We start from the raw sequence: 19,714 nt of genomic DNA on the forward strand, positions 1-19,714 counted from the left end.
CCTTATGAAGATACTGATCGTAAGCGACTCGCACGGAATAAACGGACCGTTAAGGACGGCGATATCAAAGGAATCTCCCGACATGCTGATCCATTTGGGAGACTGCGAATATTCACAGTCCGAGATCGCTTCATGGGCGGGATCGCCCAGGACCCCGTGCGTATTCGTAAGGGGCAACTGCGACATCACCTCATACGATCCTTCCATCGTGAAGACCGTGGCAGTCTTTGAACTCAAGGGACACAGATTCTACTGCTCTCACGGCCACATCCAGCATGCAGGTTACGGGCTCCTGACACTCTCGCTCTCGGCACAGGCACAGGGCTGCGACATCTGCCTTTTCGGACACACGCATGTGCCGTACGACAGCTTCGGTGATGCGGTCAGGGCTTACGGAAGATATTACGGATCGGATGCAGGCAATCCGTCCGGTCCGCGCATACTCAATCCGGGATCGATCTCCCTCCCCCGCGGCGGCTCAAAACGCGGTTACATGATCATGGAGATGGAAGAGGACGGCAGATACGACGTAAAGTATCTTACAGTCGAATAGCCGTTCCCGCGCCCAGATATACAACGGGTTCTTAAAAATCCGAAAATGACGGCCGGAACATCAGGCCTTGTACTTCTTGACGTACTCCTGATACTTCTTCTCGTCCTTATCCTTACGCTGCTTGAAGTCGTGCATGTAAGTGTCGGAAACGTTCTCGCCGGAAGTCTTGAATCTGTATGCGATGGCGGCGATGTTGAGGCTGTGCTCGGCGATCCTGACGCAGCTGTATAAGATGTCGTTGAAGACGAATCCCTGCTCGGTCGTGCAGATACCGTTCGCAAGTCTCTCGACGTGGTTTGCCTTGAACTGGTCGCACATCTCGCTGATTACTATTCTCAAAGGTCCGATGTTCTCGGCATTGGCTGCATTGTTGGAAAGGAAGCAGTCCAAAGCCATCGTGTAGATGTCACGGACGGCGGGGATGACCCTGTTGAGCTCTTCCTGGGCGGCATCAGAGAAAGCGAGGTGCTTCGTCTCGATCTCCTCGGCCGAATCGGACAGATAGTTCGCGTGGTCCGCGATCCTCTCCACTTCTCCGATCGCCTGCAGGATCCTCGAAGACTTGTTCTTGTCCTCGACGCTCAGGTGCTGCGTGGTGGTAAGCTTCATGAGATAGGAACCAAGAAGGTCTTCGTAACCGTCCACCCTCTCCTCGTTCTTCTTGATGAACTCGAAATCAGTTGCGTTGTAACCGTTGATCAGCATGCCCATTGACTTGTCGAGCCCGTCCCTGGCCTTGCTGACCATCTTGATCATCATGTTGCGGCACTCACCGACAGCAATGGAGGGCGTGAGCATGAGACGCTCGTCGAGTTTGAACTCCTGCTCTTCCTCTGTCTCTTTGACGATGAGGTGGGCGATCTTTACGAGGAGCTTGCTGAACGGGAAAAGAAGTATCGTGTTTGCGATGTTGAATATCGAGTGGATGGCAGCAACACCGACGATGTTGACCTGGTTGTCCATGAAACTGAAATCGAAGATGGCATTTACCGCATAGAAAACGATGAGCCAGATGACAGTGCCGAGGAGCTTGATCGTGACGTGTATGACGGTAACTCTCTTTGCATCCCTGTTAACGCCGATCGAAGAAAGGATCGCAGTCATGCAGGTACCGATATTGGCGCCCATTACGAGCGGGATCGCCATACCGTAAGTGAGCTGGCCCGTCATGGAGATACTCTGCAGGATACCGATGGCAGCCGCGGAGCTCTGGATGATGCCCGTTACTATCGCGCCGGAAAGAACGCCCAGGAGCGGGTTCTTGAATGCCGTCATTATGGAGACGAAGCTGTCCATCTCCTTCAAAGGTTCCATCGAAGCGGACATCATGGTCATTCCCTGCATGAGGATGGCAAAGCCGATGAGCATGGAGCCGATGTCCTTGTGGCGCTGTTTCTTGCACATCATGATCATGACGACGCCGATGAGTGCAACGACCAGTGAGAAGCATGAAGGCTTAAGGAGTTTTAAGACCAGACTGTCGCCGCTGTCGATGCCTGCGAGTGACAGGATCCATGCGGTGAGCGTCGTGCCGATGTCGGAGCCGAAGATAACGCCAACTGTCTGGGGCAGTTCCATGATGCCGGAGTTAACGAAACCGACCAGCATGACCGTCATTGCCGATGATGACTGGATGGCGATCGTTATTATCGCACCGACTGCAAGTCCTTTGAACTTATTGTCAGTCGCTTTGTTGAGGAGTTTTTCGAGCCTGCCGCCTGCGGTCTTTTTTAAAGATTCAGACAGTGTATGCATTCCGTAAAGAAAGAATGCGAGTCCTCCAAAAAGGGTTATAAATGAGAAAACGTCCATATCTTATGCTGCTCCGACACTGATCCAAATAATTTATTTTCTATCGTATTTTATCGTCAAATCGGCGATATGTAAAATCAGAAAATGTTGTGTTTCAGATTACATAGACTGCTATCTATATATCAACAGACACAAGGCTTTGCGGTAATAACTGTGCACGGCGGGCATCTTACTGAAATCCGCGATGGCGCTGTGCACCCATTCATAGTAAAATTGTTTTTATAAATTTAATTCAAGGGGGATCAGAACGATGAAGAAAAGATCCGTAATGTCGCTCGTCCTGGCTGCGAGTACGGTATTTACGTTTTTCGGCACTGTATTTGCCGACTCACCGACCAGCGGCCAGTTCAAGATGAACGAGGGTTACTATAAGTGGAATTATGAGACGAGCAGTAAGACACTGAATATCAGCAAGGGCTCATCATCCGGGTTTCAGGATTCCAGATATGACAAGGACACGGCCAAAGAAGCCGTAAAGATGAATATAAGCGGAATACAGCCTCTTCCCGACGGTCAAAATGAATATGAGTATTATATCTACCCGTATGATATGCCTGCTCTTAAAGAGATCACCTTCACCGGCACATGCGAGTCCGTAAAAAATCTCCATGTATGTACAAATCTGTCAAAGATCACCTTCAGCGCAAACAGCGCCAAATGGGTCGAACTTGATTTTTCCAGGAATTATCTGGTCACGCTGCCTAAGATCCTCTGCGACACGTCAGACACTAAATTCAATCTTAATATCAGCGACACAAGAACTGCTAACATCACCGTACCTGCGCAATACGGCTCAGACAGCCGCATAGAGTACTCTTTCAAGAACTCGTCAGGCATTAAAAATGTTACTTTCGAGAAAGGAACAAAATGCATACCTGATGATGCTTTCTATGACTGCGAGAAGCTCAATTCGGTCAGCATCCCCACGGGAGTAACCACGATCGAGTACAGCGCCTTTGCCAGGTGCAAAAACCTCACTTCAGTAACCATCCCCTCAACCATAACCAGGATCCGTCACAACGCTTTCGAGGATTCCGGAGTAAAGGACATCTACTACGACGGAACAAGATCGAAGTGGTACGGACTTGTACAACAGTGGAATGAAGACGGACCTATCAACGGCGCGAATGTCCTTTACCTTGACGGCACTGTGGTTCACTGCAACGACGGAGACATCCTTATCAGTTTTAATGAGAAAGAGACGCGCTACTATTACCGTTATTACCAGAACTACTACGGCTGGTCAAAGGAAAGCAACGGCAAGTGGATGTACTATAACGAAAACGGCGGATGCTCCTATGGCTGCATGCAGGTAATAGACGGAAAGACCTACGGTTTTGACAAGAACGCTTACATGATAACCGGCTGGGCCCAGTTCGATAACAACTGGTATTTCTTCAATAAGTCCGGCGTCATGCAGACCGGCTGGGTGCAGTCAAACGGCTATTGGTATTACCTGAATAACAAGGGCATCATGCAGACAGGATGGCTCCTTGACGGCGGCAAATGGTATTATCTTAATCCCAATGGCGACATGGCCACGTATTGGAAGCCGATAGAAGGCGTCTGGTATTATTTCGGATCCAACGGCCAGATGGTTACAGGCTGGAAAAAGATCGACGGTTACTATTTCTATTTCAAGACCAACGGCTCAATGGCTGCAAATGAATACTGCGGCGGCTACAGGCTCGATGCCGACGGCAGATGGACATATACCTACAAGGCTTCCTGGAAGAAAGATTCCAAGGGCTGGTGGTATGGCGATTCAAACGGCTGGTATGCAAAGAACCAGACTCTTAAGATCGACGGAAAGAATTACAACTTTGACAAGTCAGGTTACTGCACGAATCCTTAAGATCCGTTATTCAATTTAAGTATTGGAGAGGCTGCTTCAGTGAGGCGGCCTTTCTTATGTATCCATGTTCGCGATGGCATGCATGACGATGTGGAACACCCTCATGAATCCGCCTGAGTAGTCGGCCTTGTCCACGGCTTTGCTTATGAGGATCGGGTTATCCGTTCCGATGACGTCCACGCCGCAGCTGATGAGATACTGTACGGTATCGTCGCGGTCCACCGTCCAGCAGAAGACTTTCTTGCCCTGCTCGTGCATGCGGTGTACGAGTTCCGGAGTAACATATGTCTCTTCGATCGTGATGTTGTCGGAGTATTCCAGATCTTCGAGATTGCCGAGAGCGACAACCATGCAGTAGCCCTTGGTGATGTTGGGATCGAGCTCCTTGATGCGCTTCATGCGCGCGGCATTTTGCGAGATCACCATGACGTTGTCGTGCATGCCGGTGTCGTTTATAACTTTAAGCACGTTTTCCTCAAAATTCACATCACTGCTGTGACCCTTGAGTTCAACCTGGACATTCAGCCCGTTCTCTTTCGCGAACGTGAGCGCCTCTTCAAGCGTCGGTATGACTACGTGCTCGTAATCTCCAGGCATCCAGTTGCCTACCTTGCAGGCTCTCACTTCGGCAAAAGTATGCTCATGGATGGCCAGGTTATACCCGGTCACCCTCTTTATCGTTGAATCGTGATTGCAGACTATGACGCCGTCAGAAGTCTGATGGACGTCGAGTTCTATCCACTGCAGGTTCTCGCTGGCTGCAAGCTCGAACGCCTCCATGGTGTTCTCGGGTGCGTTCACGTTATCTCCGCGGTGCGCGCAGACTAACGGTCTTTCAACATCCTCAGCGAGGAATGAATACTTCTGGTAAACGAAGAAACAGGATACGGTGGCGAGTACCGATAACAAAACCATAGAGGTTATGAGAAATTCCTTTGAAGGTTTTCTGGCCCTGAAAGTCGACTTGGCGATCGTATTGAACTTTGCCTCCCCGTCGAAATACTTGTAGAACAGCACCGTCAGTGCGGCATTGTTTACCGCAGGCGAGAGATAGCTCTTCAGGATCTGCCTGAGCATGTATGTATAAGTGCCGACCGCCTCGGACTTGTCGACGATGCTCGTGTTGCCGCGGATCCAGGACATCAGTTCCTTATAGTTGATGACGATGATCGAAGAAACGGAATTTATCGTGAAGTTCATAAGGATCGTAAGAAGGATCATGGTGAGTATCGTCTCGACAAAATGGCCTTTTATGAGTCTTCTTGACTGCCTGCAGCTCTGGATGAATGATTTCTTCTGGATAACGAAGCTGTTGACCGAAAAGATGTATACGGTGAGAAATACGATAAGGATAAAATAGATCGCGTTGTACAGCGCGCCCAGGCCTTTCGTATAGTCGATGGTCTGGTCAACGAATCCCGGCAGGATGAGCTTGAAGGTCGATCCCGAAAGCGGCAGCAGCTTTGTCAGCGGGAAAAGGACAAGGATGAATATGATTATTATCCAGTTCTTCGGGTGGATGGCCTTTCTGCATACGTGGAGTCCGGCATAGATCATGCTGGTGATATTCGTATTGCGTCCCACGCTTCCCATGGAAAACGCATGCTGCAGTCCCGCGATCTGGAACAGCGACATGAGAGTGACCACGATCACGAAAGCCGCCATGGCAAGGATGGATAAGGGATTTAAAAGCACGCGCTGAATGTTTTCGGGCGCGATGTACGTCTCTCCGCTTACCATCATCATAAATTCGATCAGCCTGCCCTTGAGGAACGTTGTGAGCGAGACTGTAAAGACCGAGCTGATAAGGAGAAAGATCATGACTTCCTTGAAGTTCTGCCTGAAAAGGATGAAGACCTCCTGCAGAAAGTATCCGAACCCGGAGAAGAACTTCGAGACATGGTTCTTGGCCTTTTTGGTTAATTTGCCGTTAATGGATATATCAGACATTGTTTTCCATAACTCTCGAAATGTTTATTCTGCCGTCATTATAATTACGCCGTACCCTTATATCAAGTTTGCCGGATAACTCACGGCAGATTCCCGTACTGCCCTTAGCAACTGACATATTTATCAATCTCAGTTGATGAATGACTGTTGCCATAGTAAAATTTTAAATATTTATGATATATGGGGAGGATCTGTTATGAAGAAGGCATTTGCATCGGTTTTTATTTCGCTTTGTATTCTTGTCTCAATGTTCAACAGCGTTCTTGCTTTTGATGAAAGCGGTTACTGCTATATCGGAGGCGATGTCTATCTGTGGAGATATACTCTGGTCGACAGGATGTACGGATATCTCGAGCTTATCAGGACTAATGAGACTTCATTCACTCCTTCAAGCTTTGAATCTCACAGCGATAAGATAGACCAGGTTTCAGTCTACAACCCCCACTCGGATCCGGAAACATTCGTAATGCCTTCATCACTTAAGCAGGTTCACGACATTTCATTCACCGGAAATTACCGTGAAGTTTCAGGCCTTGCAACCTGCACCTGGCTTGAAAAGATAACTATAGAAAATAATCAATGCAAATATATAAAACTCGATATGACCGGTATCAACGGAAATGCCGCAACATATCTTCCCGAGATAAAAACGATCGGCACAGCTTCCGATTGTACCGTTTATTTCTGTCTTGACAAATATGACGGTCCTTCAAACGTGATAGTCCCCTCAAAATTCACCGGAACTAATCCTTCATTCGACTATTCTTTCTGCGATTCAAACGCTATCAGGAAAGTTTCTTTCGAGAACGGAACAACGAAGATCCCTGAACTTGCATTCTACAACTGCAAAAATCTTTCATCTGTTACCCTGCCCTCAGGTCTTTCTTCTATCGAATACAGTGCTTTCAAAAAGTGTACAAACCTGAAATCCATAACCATTCCGGGTACCATTAAGAGCATCGGATTCAATGCCTTTACGGGATCAGGTCTGGAATCCATAAAATATTACGGTGACAGCGGCAAATGGATGACGCTTGTCAAGGAGATCGACTCTTCAGAAACCCTTATCGGAACCGCGCTTCACCTCGACGGTACCGTTGTCCACTGCAATGACGGAGATATCGTCATACGCAAGACAGATAACGGTTACATGGATAAATATATCAATGTCCGTGTCGGCTGGTTCAGTCTGGGCAACGGAAAGTGGATGTTTTTTGACAACGACGGAAAGGTTTTCTACAACAAGATCGCAACGGTCGACGGTCATAAATATGCTTTTGACGATCAGGGCGTCATGATCACCGGCTGGGCCAAATTCAACAACAAGTGGTATTTCTTCAACAAGTCCGGCATCATGGCAACCGGCTGGCTCAATAACAACAATAAATGGTTCTACCTGAGCAGTGACGGCTCCATGGTCACGGGCTGGCAGAAGATCGGCGGCAAGTGGTACTTCTTCAATTCCGAAGGTGCAATGGTAACCGGATGGAAACAGATAGAAGGATACTATTATTTCTTCAAGTCTGACGGTTCCATGGCAGCAAATGAATTCTGCAGCGGATACTGGCTCGAATTAAGCGGCAAGTGGCTCTACAAGGAAAGGGCAAGCTGGAAGAAGGACTCCAAGGGCTGGTACTATCAGGACACTTCCGGATGGTATGCGAAAAACGCCACTTACAAGATCGACGGCAAGAACTATAACTTCAACAGCGAAGGTTATTGCACAAACCCTTAAACATCCATTGTTTTAAAGATTTTTTATCTTTATCAGTGTCATAAGAAGGTAAGAAAAACCTATATCCTCGTGTGCTATATTATTAGCATTAGTGCTTTCTTTTGTATAAAAACGGGGTGATCACATATGGCGAAGTGGATTATTGTCGTAGATGACGACACTGCCAATCTTAAGATGGCAGGTCATATCCTGAGTAAGAACAACATGCGCGTTACCGCCCTCAAATCGGGCAGTGCTTTTCTCGAGTACGTTGACACAAACGGCATGCCGGATCTGGTGCTTCTTGACATCAAGATGCCCGTGATGGACGGCTTCGAGACGCTTGGGAAACTCAGGCAGATAGAGCAGCAGAAGGGTCTGATGAAGACTCCCGTCATCTTCCTTACGGCGGATGAGGATGTCGACACCGAGACGAGAGGCTTTGAGGTCGGCGTATCCGACTTTATCAGAAAGCCTTTCAATCCCGACGTCCTCCTCAGGAGGATCGACAACATCATGTCGAACTCACAGGAGATGCAGAGCCTTAAGAGTGAAGCCACGATCGATAAACTGACAGGTCTCCTCAACAAAGGAGCGACAGGCGTCGAACTCTCAAAGACATGCTCCAATTCCACCGGCTGCCTCATGATGATCGACCTCGATTCATTCAAGCTCGTAAACGACCTTTACGGACATGAGATGGGCGACAAGGTCCTCATCGCATGTGCGGACATCATCCGTTCGGCAGTTCCTTCAGGCAGCAAATGCGGAAGGATCGGTGGCGACGAGTTCACCGCTTTCGCACTCGGCGTCACGACCGAGAAGGCGGTTGCCGAGATAGCCCAGACCATCAACGATAACATCACCCGCAGGGCAAAGGAACTGATGGGCGAGGACATGAGCATACCGCTCGGAGCTTCCATCGGAGGCATCTTCGTTCCGAGATTCGGAAACGATTACAATTCACTCTTAAAGCTCGCCGACAAAGCTCTCTACATCATCAAGAAAAACGGCAAGCACGGTTACGGACTCTACGACGATGACGTCGACAACGGACAGGAGACATCGGCCGCAGACATCCACGCGATCTCCGAGATCCTGGGCGAGCGTTCCATCCACGATGTCGCGCTCCAGCTCGACAAGGACTCCTTCTCCCCTGTCTACCGCTATGTCATCAGATACATAATGAGACACCACATCAACGCATGTAAGGTCCTTTTCACGCTCTCACCCGAGAACGGAACGGCGGACAACGATTTCTACGACGGCGTTGACGAATTCGGTAACCACATCAGGGAATCCCTCCGCAAGTCGGATATCTTCATGAGGAACAGCAAGAACCAGTATTTTGTATTCCTCACGGACATCAGGGCCGACTCCGTAGGCAAGGTCATATCACACATCATGGATCCCTGGAACGCCAGGAAGATAACCAATCTCGTTATCACATACGAGTCGGAATTCATCGGCAGCTATACAGAACCCGCCGAAAAGGAGAAGGTCAGGACTGTCGTTGTCGTTGATGACGACGTCATCAATCTCCAGGTTGCGGGCAAGATCCTCAGTTCGGGCGGACTTCATGTCGTCGCATTAAGATCGGGAGAGGCCCTTTTCGAGTACCTGGACAAGGAAGCCGAGATGCCGAGTCTGATACTCCTGGACGTCAAGATGCCCGGAATGGGCGGTTTCGACGCGATAAAGAAGCTCCATTCCCTCGAGTCGGCCGCATCTAAGATCCCCGTCATATTCCTGACGGCTGACGAGAGCGAAGGCTCCGAGAGAGAAGGCCTGCAGCTGGGCGCGATGGACTTCATAAGAAAGCCCTTCGTTCCCGAAGTCCTCCTTTTGCGCGTCAATAACCTCATACAGCTCGTCACTTTACAGAAGCAGCTCTATTTCGAGGTCGAGCAGAAGACAAAGGAAAACAAGGCTCTGTTCCTGCAGGCCATAAGCTGCCTCGCAGCGGCGATCGATACAAAGGACGTTTATACCAAAGGCCATTCAAGCCGCGTCGCTGAGTATTCGAGGATGATAGCCAAAAGACTCGGTTTCTCCGATGAGAGACAGGACGAGATCTACATGATCGCGATCCTTCACGATGTCGGCAAGATCGGCATCCCGATCTCCGTTCTCAACAAGATGGGCAAGCTCACCGAAGAAGAATACGCGCTGGTCAAGAAGCATTCCGAGATGGGCGCATCCATCCTTCAGAATATCGAGAGCGATCCCAAGTTCGCGCTGGGCGCAAAACATCACCACGAGAGGTATGACGGCACCGGTTATCCCGACAGGCTCAGCGGCAGCGCCATCCCCGAAGAGGCCAGGATAATAGCCGTGGCTGACGCTTATGACGCCATGTCGAGCGACAGGATCTACAGGACGCGCCTCACGCAGGAAATGATAAAAGATGAACTGAAGTCCGGATCAGGCAGACAGTTCGATCCGCATTTCGCGGAAATAATGCTGGAGATCATAGAGGAAGATAAAGAATACAAATACAGGGGATAATCCTTATGACTACGACAACCGACATCAAAGATATGTTTCAGTCCTCCCACCTGACGCTTCTTGTAAGTTACACTATCTTTTCCATGATACTGATAGCCGAATCATTTCTCATGGGTTGGGAAAAATGGGCGATACTGCTCATCTTCGTCGGTGTCATCGTAGCCTGGACGCTCCACATAAGGCATAACACGCCCGCGAACATCCGCATCTGGATCTATGCGATCCTGATGATGGGATGTTTCTTCTTCTACGGCATCCACGATACGAGCACGTTCGATCTCGCTATCGTAATGTCCGCGATTATCACGCTCAACATCATGACCGGCAAAAAGCCCCTCATCACGCTCTGCCAGTTCACCTACTATGTCACGATGATCTACGAGATCGTGATGCTGATAATCGGCGGCGAGACCTTCGACGCTCTCATGATAACGCGCATCATCCTCCACCTCTGCATGGTCTACTTCATCGGCAGGTTCGCGAAAACGATAATCGACAGATGGCTTCAGGTCCTCAGCAGTTCCAATGACGAGGTCGAACAGCTCAAGGAAGCGACCGAACGTCTCAACGATTTCCTCGCAAACGTCTCTCACGAACTGAGGACTCCGGTAAATGCCATCATCGGTCTTACCAGCCTTGCCATCGACAAGTCCAAGAACCGCGAGATACAGCACGATCTGATAGCGGTAAGGGACTCCGGACGCAAGGTCGCAGAGCAGATAAGCGACATCCTCGACTATTCCGAGATCGACCGTAAGAAGGCAGTCTGCAACAATGAAGACTACATGCTCTCTTCCGTTCTCCACGATCTCGTCACTGACGTAAAGCAGTATAAATCCAAGAATGTTGAGCTCATCATCGACGTCGATCCCTCGATCCCGGCGGTAATGAATTCCGACGTTGCCAAGCTCAAGAAAGTTTTGAAGGCGCTCATCACCAACGGTCTCAAGTACACGCAGAAAGGCGGCGTCTACGTAAGGATCACGGCAGCCAAGCATGAGTACGGACTTAACCTCAACATCGAAGTCACCGATACCGGCAAGGGCATGACCGAATACGAACTCGAGAAGGTCTACGACAGCTTCTATCAGGCTGATTCCGGACGTTCCCGCCAGGGCGGCGGTCTTGGTCTTGGACTTGCGATAGCATCAGGCTTCGTCTCACTCCTGGGCGGCTTCATGACGATCAACAGCAAGCCCGACATCGGCACCACGGTCACCGTCAGCATTCCGCAGAGGATCGTCGATCCTTTGAGCTGCATGTCCGTTGCCGCACCCGACAAGCTCTGCCTCGGCGCGTTCCTGCATTTCGAGAAATACGAGAATCCGGCAGTCAGAGACTACTACAACTCAATGGTACTCAACATAGTTAAGGGCTTAGGCGTCCAGATGCACCGCGTTAACAACGCTGAAAACCTGAAACTCCTCAAGAACTCCGTTCATCTGACGCACCTGTTCATCGCGGAAGAGGAATACAACGACAATGTCGATCTCATTGAGGAACTCGCGAAAGAGATGGTCGTTGCCGTCGTCGCAAACGAAGGCATGATCCTTCCCAAGAACACACACGTTAAGATACTCGAGAAGCCTTTCTACTGCTTCCCTGTCGTATCCATACTGAACTCCACTGTCGACACCAAGGAAGAGAACGTAAAACTGCTGCGCTGCGAAGGCGTAAGGGCGCTCGTCGTTGACGATGAGTCCATGAACCTCGTGGTCGCTAAGAGCATCTTCGGAAGATACGGCATGAAGGTCATCACCGCTTCCTCAGGTCAGGAATCCATCGACATCTGCCGCGAAAAAGTATTCGACATCATATTCATGGATCACATGATGAGCGGAATGGACGGCGTCGAAGCCATGAAGAGGATAAGGACCGATGTCGCCGGATTAAACGGCTCGATACCGGTAGTTGCACTCACAGCCAATGCCATGAGCTCTGCAAAGCAGATGTTCCTTAAGGAAGGCTTCGACGGCTTCGTAAGCAAACCAGTCGAGATCGAGGAGCTTGAGCGCGTATTGAAGCAAGTCCTCCCCAAATCCTCGATATCGTTCGTCGATGCGAGCGAGATAGCGGAAGAGGAAACATCGGTAAAAGACGAGATCCCGCAGGAGGCATCTTCCAAACCGGCTGCAGAGAAGGATCCGATGGAGGAACTCAAAAAGAGCGGCATCGACACCGTCGCAGGCATCAGCTACTGCGTGGGAGACGTCGATTTCTACAGGTCGCTCCTCATCCAGTTCGCAACAGAGAGCGCCGACAAGATGGCTGCAATGAAGAACTATTACTCCGTACGCGACTGGCATAACTATGAGATACTCGTTCATGCCCTGAAGAGCACTTCGAAGATGATCGGCATAGCCGCGCTGTCCGAGAAGGCGAAAGCTCTGGAGCAGGCAGCGAAAGAAGACAACGAGGAATATATCCTCGATAATCACGAACAGATGCTCATGGACTACAACCGCGTCACGGCGGACATAAAGGAGCTGCTCCTTTCCGACGACGAAGAGGATGAAGTCTTCGAGTTCGAACCCGAAAGCAACGGAGGTGATAAGGTATGAGAGACATGTTGAGATATCTTTTCAAGCCTTCGAGCAACGATCCTGAAGCGATCAAATCAGCTTACTATGAATCCGTCGGACCCACCCGCGTCACCATGATCCTTGCATTCCTCGCCGCGGTCATATTCCTGACGCTCACATTTGTTTACCCGGCTTATTTCGGCGGCACGACGGTACTTTACCATCAGATCTGCTATGTATGGCTTCTCGCCGTCGTTCTCATCTGGATGTTCGGCATAAACCATGCCATGAAGGACTTTGAGACAAGATACCGCACAGTATATGTGCTCAACCATTTCATGGGCATCTCGCTTTATCTTTGGGTAGTATCTCTCGTAATCGTCAACTCCCTTGCACGCGGAACACTCGACACCACGCTGTTTATGACTGTTGCGCTGGTAGTCCCTCTCTGCGTATATTTCAACCCGATAGCATATGTCATCATCGCGCTGCTCTCCAACGCTGCGATGGCGTCATTCATGTTCTACATGGTCTCCAACGGCGCGATCGAACCGAACGAGCTCGCCAACTTCACCATCTTCTCAGTCTTCCAGGTCGTAATGGGCATCATCATGTCCTACACGAGATTCAGGCTCAACGAACAGCTCGTAACTGCCGAGCGCCAGCGTAAAGAGATCGTCATGCTGAACAAGTCGCAGAACAGCTTCTTCTCCAACATGAGCCACGAGATCAGAACACCTATCAACACCATCATCGGCCTCAATGAGATGATCCTCCGCGAGGACGTAAGTGAGGAAGTAGTAGAAGACGCAGTCAACATCAAAGCTGCAGGAAAACTCCTGTTAAGCCTCATCAACGATATCCTCGACATGAGCAAGTTCCAGTCAGGAAGCATGCAGCTCCTGATAGAGCCGTATCACACCGGCGACATGCTCTCAGACATCGTCGGAATGCTCTGGATCAGGGCAAAGGACAAGAAACTCGACTTCACCGTGGATGTATCTCCCGATATCCCGGCTGAACTAGTCGGCGATGAGGTCCGCATCAAGCAGATCCTCATAAACGTCATCAACAATGCCATCAAATACACCAAAGAAGGTTCTGTATCCCTGACGGTACAGTGCGAGATGAAGGAAGACAAGACCTGCAACATGATCTACATGGTCACGGACACCGGCATCGGCATCAAGTCAGAGGACATCCCCTACCTCTTCTCCGCCTTCAAGAGAGTTGACGAGACAGCCACAAAGCACATCGAAGGAACCGGTCTGGGACTCTCGATCGTAAAGCAGCTGGTCGACCTCATGGGCGGTAAGATCACCGTAAACAGCGTTTACAAGAAAGGTTCGACATTCATCATCGAGATCCCCCAGCGCGTCGAGAGAGAGGGCTCCGTCGGCAACTACGACTTCGCAAAGGCAGGCAGCACCACTGGGCGCAAGAAGGAGTACCTTCCCAAGTTCGAAGCACCCCAGGCGAGGATCCTGGTCGTCGACGACAACGAGGCCAACCTCATGGTCGTCAGCAAGCTCCTGCGTGATACCAAAGTCCGTATCGACACGGCTTCGAGCGGCGTTGAAGCTTTGAGAAAAACTCTTAACATCAAGTACGACGTCATCTTCATGGATCACCTGATGCCCGAGATGGACGGCATCGAGTGCAGACGCCAGATCAAGGATCAGACGGGCGGCCGCTGCCGTGAATCGGCGATCGTCATCCTCACGGCCAATGCCGATGAGGAGAACCGCGCACTCTATGCCCGCGAGAATTTCGACGGATATCTTGCCAAGCCCGTTAGCGGCGAGGCACTCGAGAACGAGCTCTACAACCACCTGCCGAAGGAGATCGTCAAGATCACCGGCAACAGGAGCGAGATCGCCGAGGAGTCCATCTCCTGGATGAAGGGCGCCAAGAAGCGTAAGAGCATCGTCATTACCACGGAGAGCGTCGCCGACCTCTCACCCGAGATCATCGAGAAGTACGGCATTGCTGTCCTCCCCCACAAGGTCCACACGGAAGAAGGCATCTTCAAGGACGGCAAGGAGATAGAGACTCTGGGCGTCCTCAAGTATATGGAAGATCCGAACCATATCGTCCTGCCTCAGGGACCTACGGTTAGAGAGGTCGAGGAGTTCTTCGCAAAGCAGCTTTCATACTCAAACAACATCGTCCACATCTCGATCTCGAGCAAGATCGAGCACAGCGGATATAAGCCCGCGCTCGATGCGTCGAAGTCTTTCGACAACGTTTTCGTAATCGATTCCGCGCACCTGTCGAGCGGCCAGGGTCTTCTCGCGATAGAAGCATGCAGGATGGCCGAAGCAGGTCTTACGCCCGAAGAGATCATCAAGGATCTCGAAGTCGTAAAGAAGAAGATCCATACGAGCTTCATCGTAGACAATCTTGACTTCCTCGCACGCGCCGGCCAGGTCGGCAACGGCACCGCCAACATCGTCAAGTCGCTCATGGTGCGCCCCATCCTCGTCCTGCGCAAAGGTAAGATGGGCGTAGGCATGTCCTACTTCGGCTCAAGGGAAAAGGCATGGAAAGCATACATCAGCTCCGTCCTGAACCGCGGCGCGTCCATCGACACGAGAGTTCTCTTCGTAACCTACGTCGGCATTAACAAGCACGATCTGGACTGGATCCGCGAGCAGATCGAGAAGCGCATGCATTTCGATGAGATCTACTTCAAGCAGGCCTCCCCTGCCATCGCGGTCAACTGTGGCGCCGGCACATTCGGACTGCTGTACATGGAGAAGTGACGGGGATTATCTGATCACCGCATCTAATCACGTCTGCTTATCACCGCCACGCTTACGCGGACACAATAAGGTGTTATCTCCGAAGTGGTTTCAAAAACCCGGCGAAAAGCCCGGCTACAGCCGAGGTTTCAGCCTGCTTTTGATCAGTTTTTTCAGAAAACCCGGCTAAAAGCCCGGCTACAGCCGAGGTTTCAGCCTGCTTTTTCAAGCCAGGCACATAGGCCGGATTTAATTCGGCAACTATGCGGCACTGCCGGATCATTTGCCGTATTTTTCAAGCATCATCTTAGAAAAAACTAGCAAAAATATGGCATAGCCGAATCTTTGCCGAATAAATTCAATCCGTCTACAGGAACTTCTTTGCAAAGATAAGGGCTGCTCACCTGAGACAGCCCTGTGCTTTAAATATACAAAATATAGCCTTAATACTTCTCGCCCTTGTCGTTGAAGCGGTGCCAGACGCCGTCGATCTCGATCCATCCCGTGACCATCTTGCCGTCAGCCTTGAAGTAATATGTCTTTCCGCCTGACTCCAGCCATCCGGTATGCATTGCGCCGGAGGACTCGAAATAGTACCACGAACCGCTGATCTCAACCCAGCCTGTTGCCATCGTGCCGTCAGCCTTGAAGTAGTACGTTGTACCGCCGATCTTAGTAAGACCCGTCTGCATCGCACCGCTGTCGTTAAAGTAATACCATTTACCGCTGATCTGCTGCCAGTTTTTCTGCATGATGCCCTTGCTGTTGAAGTAATACCAGGAACCGCCGATCTCCTTCCAGCCTGTCACCATCACACCGTCGGTACCCAGGTAATACCAGGAACTGCCGCTCGCGTACCAGCCTGTCTGCATGATGCCGTTACCGTCAAAGAAGTACCATTTACCGCTGATCTGCTGCCAGCCGGTCTGCATTACGCCGCTGGTGTTAAAGTAATACCACTTGCCGCCGATCTGCTGCCAGCCGGTTACCATGACACCGTTGCTCTTGAAGTAATACCACTTCCCGCCGATCTGCTTCCAGCCTGTCCTCATGGCACCGTCGCTGCCCAGGTAATACCATGAGCCTCCGATCTGCTGCCAGTCAGTCATCATGTCGCCGTCAGCATTGAAGTAATACCAGACCTTCTTGATCTCATACCAGCCGCCTTTGACCATGTTTCCGTCGCCGTCATAGTAATGCCAGATGCCGTCTGCTTCGACCCATTCGTTTCTGTGAACAGGCTTGAAGGGCGAAGATATCTCGAGCGGTCTGCTCGCATAATCAGTAAGATATTCAGCGCATGCCATCTCAGCAAGGATATACACATGGTAGTCCTTTCCCCATTTCTCGGGATCCAGAGATGAGGGGAATTTAAATGAGCCGGTGTCCTTCTTGGCGAATTCTTCGGCAATGGAATCGTAGTAGAGGATCTTAGCCCCGTTGGTGTTGCCTGCCGTATATTCCTTGTCGAGGATCAGTACGGATACTCTGTTGACATCGGACGAATGCGATCCTGAGATGGCGAACGGGACAGTTACGTTTCCGGCGCCGTCTGTATCACAGGCAAGTCCGTTCTGAAGTGCGATATTGAGCTTATTGTCAAGTAAAGTAAGCTTGAAATCGTCTGCTATCTCTCCGGTCCTGGAAGAAAAGATAATATAACTCTGGTCGATGTTTAATGCAGGTGCAACGCCACAATAATTGCTGCCGGCATTACAAGTTGCCAAAACTCCGTTCTTATGGACGTACCCGGCATTTTGGGAAAACCCTCTTGAGGATGAACGCATCCAGTATGCTTCTCCGGATGAGTAGTACTTTAACCTGGTTGTGACCGTATGAGAAGAACAACCATAAGGAGAATTCAGATCCGACAGTTCTTCATAATCCCAGCCGTCATCAGATGAATACCCGTATGCAGTGTTTGTTAATTCACCCGCATCGAGAAGGAACAACTTATCATCAACAGAAACCGGTGAACCATACATATATTTAAGGAACGATCCCTGTCCGTAAGAGACTTTTCCGTTGCCGCTGCTCTTTAAGATGGCATTGATATCCGTATCAGTAAATGCATAATACAGGAATTCATCGTTGAGGTATTCCCGTACATCGCTTTCCTTCCATGATTTCGAAGCATCATCGTCATCGAACTTCATGTCGAACAAAGGGAGATCGCTGTCCAGGAACAGGGATTTTCTGGAAGAATAAACCTGGGAATCTTTCTGCAGCACACGGAATTTGATCGGTACACTGTCATACATTCCGAAATATACATAGTTGCCCGTCCAGCCCCTGTTATCCTTCGGAGCCTCCGGATTTGATATACCCGAAACCCCCAGGAAAGTATTATCCTGATCCTTACTCTCATACGCCAGTACCGTGCCGTTTCCAAGCACATTCGGCAGTAACGTGACGAACATTGATGCAGATAAAAACGCTGCGGCGGCTTTGCCCGCACATTTTTCCAATCTCCTGTTACCCATATCAGTCTCCTTTTCGATCGAGGTCTGTTTGCAGCTGAAAACACTGCCGGCCTGAAGCACTAATAAAATATAATTGAAATAATAATGGATTACAACAGAAATTAATATCACCCGTTTGTACCATTTTTCACGTGATCCCGCCGTTTCCGGATCGCCCGGGCGGCAAATGATCCGTTCCTTTATTGGCCACGAAAAAACCGCCCCGGGTACACATGCCCGGAGCGGTCTTTAAGTTCTTAAGTTGTAACTGAGGTATCAGTAGTTCTCCGCGTTGACTTCGAAATAAGCCTGGGGATGAGCGCATACAGGGCAGATCTCCGGAGCCTTCTCGCCGACTACGATGTGACCGCAGTTCCTGCACTCCCAAACCTTGACCTCGCTCTTTGCGAATACTTCCTGAGCCTCAACGTTCTTAAGGAGAGCTCTGTATCTTTCCTCGTGATGCTTCTCGATGGCGCCGACCATTCTGAACTTTGCTGCGAGTGCCGGGAAGCCCTCTTCCTCAGCTGTCTTTGCGAAGCCTTCGTACATGTCTGTCCACTCGAAGTTCTCGCCGTCAGCAGCTGCTGCAAGGTTCTCAGCTGTCGTGCCGATGCCCTCGAGCTCCTTGAACCACATCTTTGCATGCTCTTTCTCGTTGTCAGCAGTCTTAAGGAAGAGTGCTGCGATCTGCTCGTAGCCTTCCTTCTTAGCCTTGGATGCGAAATAAGTATACTTATTCCTTGCCTGTGACTCACCTGCGAAAGCAGCCTGTAAGTTCTTCTCTGTCTGTGTGCCTGCGTACTTGCTCATTTTTGTTTCCTCCTGCGTTTTGGTTATTGTATTTTCTTTTATTGTTTCTTTAACGGGCGCTTCTCCGCCGGTGGGAATGAAATAACTTGCATCGTGCTTGCACCACGGGCATATGAAATCGGAAGGCAGCGTGTCGCCTTCGTAGATATATCCGCAGACCGTGCAGATGAAGCCTTTCTTCGGAGCTTCGGAAGAAGCCGCCGCGGGTCTCTTCTTGATGTATTTCTGGTAAAAAGCATAAGTGACCGAAGGATCGTCCGATAAGATCTCCCCGTCCGTTACGTCTGCAAGGAACAGCGTATGCGTTCCGAGATCCGTCGTGCTTACGACCTTTGCGGACAGATAGGCATTCGTCTCTTTCGCGATATATGCGATACCGTTTGCCGCACGCTTAAAGTCGATCGATTCCATCTTGTCGGTATCTTTTCCGCTCTGGAATCCGAAATGCTTGTAAGTCTCAAACTTCGAACCCTCCGTCAGGATCGACACGTTGAACTCGCCTGTCCGGACGATCATGTCATGCGTGTAGTTCAGCTTGTTTACGGCAACACAGATCCTGTTGGGTTCCGTCGTGACCTGAGATACGGTATTGACGATGCATCCGTTGTCTTTGCCGCCTTCTTTGGCAGTCAGGACAAAGAGACCGTAAGTCAGGTTGTACATGGCTTTGCTGTCCATACTGTTCCCCTTTCTCCCGATTTGGCGCTCCCTCGCGGAAAGCATAAATCTATTATATAGTAATTAGCTTGGTTTTTGGGTGAATAATAAATGAATTCTGATT

At 50.1% G+C, this 19,714-nt stretch carries 10 protein-coding genes and 1 pseudogene; 6 read left to right on the forward strand and 5 right to left on the reverse strand.

Annotated features, from left to right (window positions below; all coding sequences use genetic code 11):
• The first annotated feature begins 4 nt into the window (after positions 1–4).
• Positions 5–553: a metallophosphoesterase family protein gene (locus BO18_RS23185; protein WP_034450003.1), complete on the forward strand. Its 549-nt coding sequence runs from the start codon at positions 5–7 to the stop codon at positions 551–553.
• Between the two features lie 60 nt (positions 554–613).
• Here the strand turns inward: BO18_RS23185 and BO18_RS23190 are convergent, their stop codons facing one another.
• The gene (locus tag BO18_RS23190) at positions 614–2,365 is read right to left on the reverse strand and encodes a Na/Pi cotransporter family protein (protein WP_034450005.1); all 1,752 of its coding nucleotides are present in this window, start codon (positions 2,363–2,365) and stop codon (positions 614–616) included.
• 250 nt (positions 2,366–2,615) lie between these two features.
• On the opposite strand from BO18_RS23190, the gene BO18_RS33405 reads away from it, so the two are divergent.
• Positions 2,616–4,220 carry a leucine-rich repeat protein gene (locus BO18_RS33405; RefSeq protein ID WP_051689087.1) on the forward strand — a complete coding sequence of 535 codons (1,605 nt, stop codon included), beginning with the start codon at positions 2,616–2,618 and terminating at the stop codon, positions 4,218–4,220.
• A gap of 54 nt (positions 4,221–4,274) precedes the next feature.
• On the opposite strand, the gene BO18_RS23200 is transcribed toward BO18_RS33405, so the two are convergent.
• Positions 4,275–6,170 carry a glycerophosphodiester phosphodiesterase family protein gene (locus BO18_RS23200; RefSeq protein WP_034450006.1) on the reverse strand — a complete coding sequence of 632 codons (1,896 nt, stop codon included), beginning with the start codon at positions 6,168–6,170 and terminating at the stop codon, positions 4,275–4,277.
• 196 nt (positions 6,171–6,366) lie between these two features.
• Here BO18_RS23200 and BO18_RS23205 point away from each other — a divergent pair, with 196 nt between their 5' ends.
• The 4 genes from BO18_RS23205 to BO18_RS23220 all read left to right on the forward strand — a co-directional run bounded on the left by BO18_RS23205 (position 6,367) and on the right by BO18_RS23220 (position 15,679).
• Positions 6,367–7,905, forward strand: coding sequence for a leucine-rich repeat domain-containing protein (locus BO18_RS23205; RefSeq protein ID WP_034450008.1), 1,539 nt, complete (start codon positions 6,367–6,369; stop codon positions 7,903–7,905).
• A 126-nt stretch (positions 7,906–8,031) separates the two neighbouring features.
• Entirely contained in the window at positions 8,032–10,392 is a 2,361-nt protein-coding gene (locus tag BO18_RS35375) for a GGDEF/HDGYP domain-containing response regulator (RefSeq protein ID WP_051689088.1), read from the forward strand.
• 5 nt (positions 10,393–10,397) lie between these two features.
• A complete protein-coding gene (locus BO18_RS23215) occupies positions 10,398–12,953 on the forward strand; it encodes an ATP-binding protein (protein ID WP_034450010.1) in 2,556 nt (851 codons plus the stop codon).
• Positions 12,950–15,679, forward strand: a complete 2,730-nt coding sequence (locus BO18_RS23220) for a DegV family protein (RefSeq protein ID WP_051689089.1) — start codon at positions 12,950–12,952, stop codon at positions 15,677–15,679. Before BO18_RS23215 ends, BO18_RS23220 begins: the two co-directional genes overlap by 4 nt.
• 422 nt (positions 15,680–16,101) lie before the next feature.
• On the opposite strand, the gene BO18_RS33415 is transcribed toward BO18_RS23220, so the two are convergent.
• The 3 genes and pseudogenes from BO18_RS33415 to BO18_RS36530 all read right to left on the reverse strand — a co-directional run.
• Positions 16,102–18,141 (reverse strand): DUF6273 domain-containing protein, encoded by a 2,040-nt coding sequence (locus BO18_RS33415; protein ID WP_051689090.1) that lies wholly within the window; start codon positions 18,139–18,141, stop codon positions 16,102–16,104.
• 255 nt (positions 18,142–18,396) lie between these two features.
• A complete protein-coding gene (rbr, locus tag BO18_RS36525; RefSeq protein ID WP_034451650.1) occupies positions 18,397–18,933 on the reverse strand; it encodes a rubrerythrin in 537 nt (178 codons plus the stop codon).
• A gap of 90 nt (positions 18,934–19,023) precedes the next feature.
• Positions 19,024–19,656: pseudogene (locus tag BO18_RS36530) on the reverse strand (flavin reductase); the annotation flags it as partial.
• Positions 19,657–19,714 lie beyond the last annotated feature (58 nt).

This window comes from Butyrivibrio sp. AE2032 (genome assembly GCF_000702965.1).

Bases quoted from the DNA above. Each gene is read 5' to 3' on its own strand.
- BO18_RS23185 (WP_034450003.1), top strand. From the start codon at position 5: ATGAAGATACTGATCGTAAGCGACTCGCACGGAATAAACGGACCGTTA.
- BO18_RS23190 (WP_034450005.1), bottom strand. From the start codon at position 2,365: ATGGACGTTTTCTCATTTATAACCCTTTTTGGAGGACTCGCATTCTTT.
- BO18_RS33405 (WP_051689087.1), top strand. From the start codon at position 2,616: ATGAAGAAAAGATCCGTAATGTCGCTCGTCCTGGCTGCGAGTACGGTA.
- BO18_RS23200 (WP_034450006.1), bottom strand. From the start codon at position 6,170: ATGTCTGATATATCCATTAACGGCAAATTAACCAAAAAGGCCAAGAAC.
- BO18_RS23205 (WP_034450008.1), top strand. From the start codon at position 6,367: ATGAAGAAGGCATTTGCATCGGTTTTTATTTCGCTTTGTATTCTTGTC.
- BO18_RS35375 (WP_051689088.1), top strand. From the start codon at position 8,032: ATGGCGAAGTGGATTATTGTCGTAGATGACGACACTGCCAATCTTAAG.
- BO18_RS23215 (WP_034450010.1), top strand. From the start codon at position 10,398: ATGACTACGACAACCGACATCAAAGATATGTTTCAGTCCTCCCACCTG.
- BO18_RS23220 (WP_051689089.1), top strand. From the start codon at position 12,950: ATGAGAGACATGTTGAGATATCTTTTCAAGCCTTCGAGCAACGATCCT.
- BO18_RS33415 (WP_051689090.1), bottom strand. From the start codon at position 18,141: ATGGGTAACAGGAGATTGGAAAAATGTGCGGGCAAAGCCGCCGCAGCG.
- rbr (WP_034451650.1), bottom strand. From the start codon at position 18,933: ATGAGCAAGTACGCAGGCACACAGACAGAGAAGAACTTACAGGCTGCT.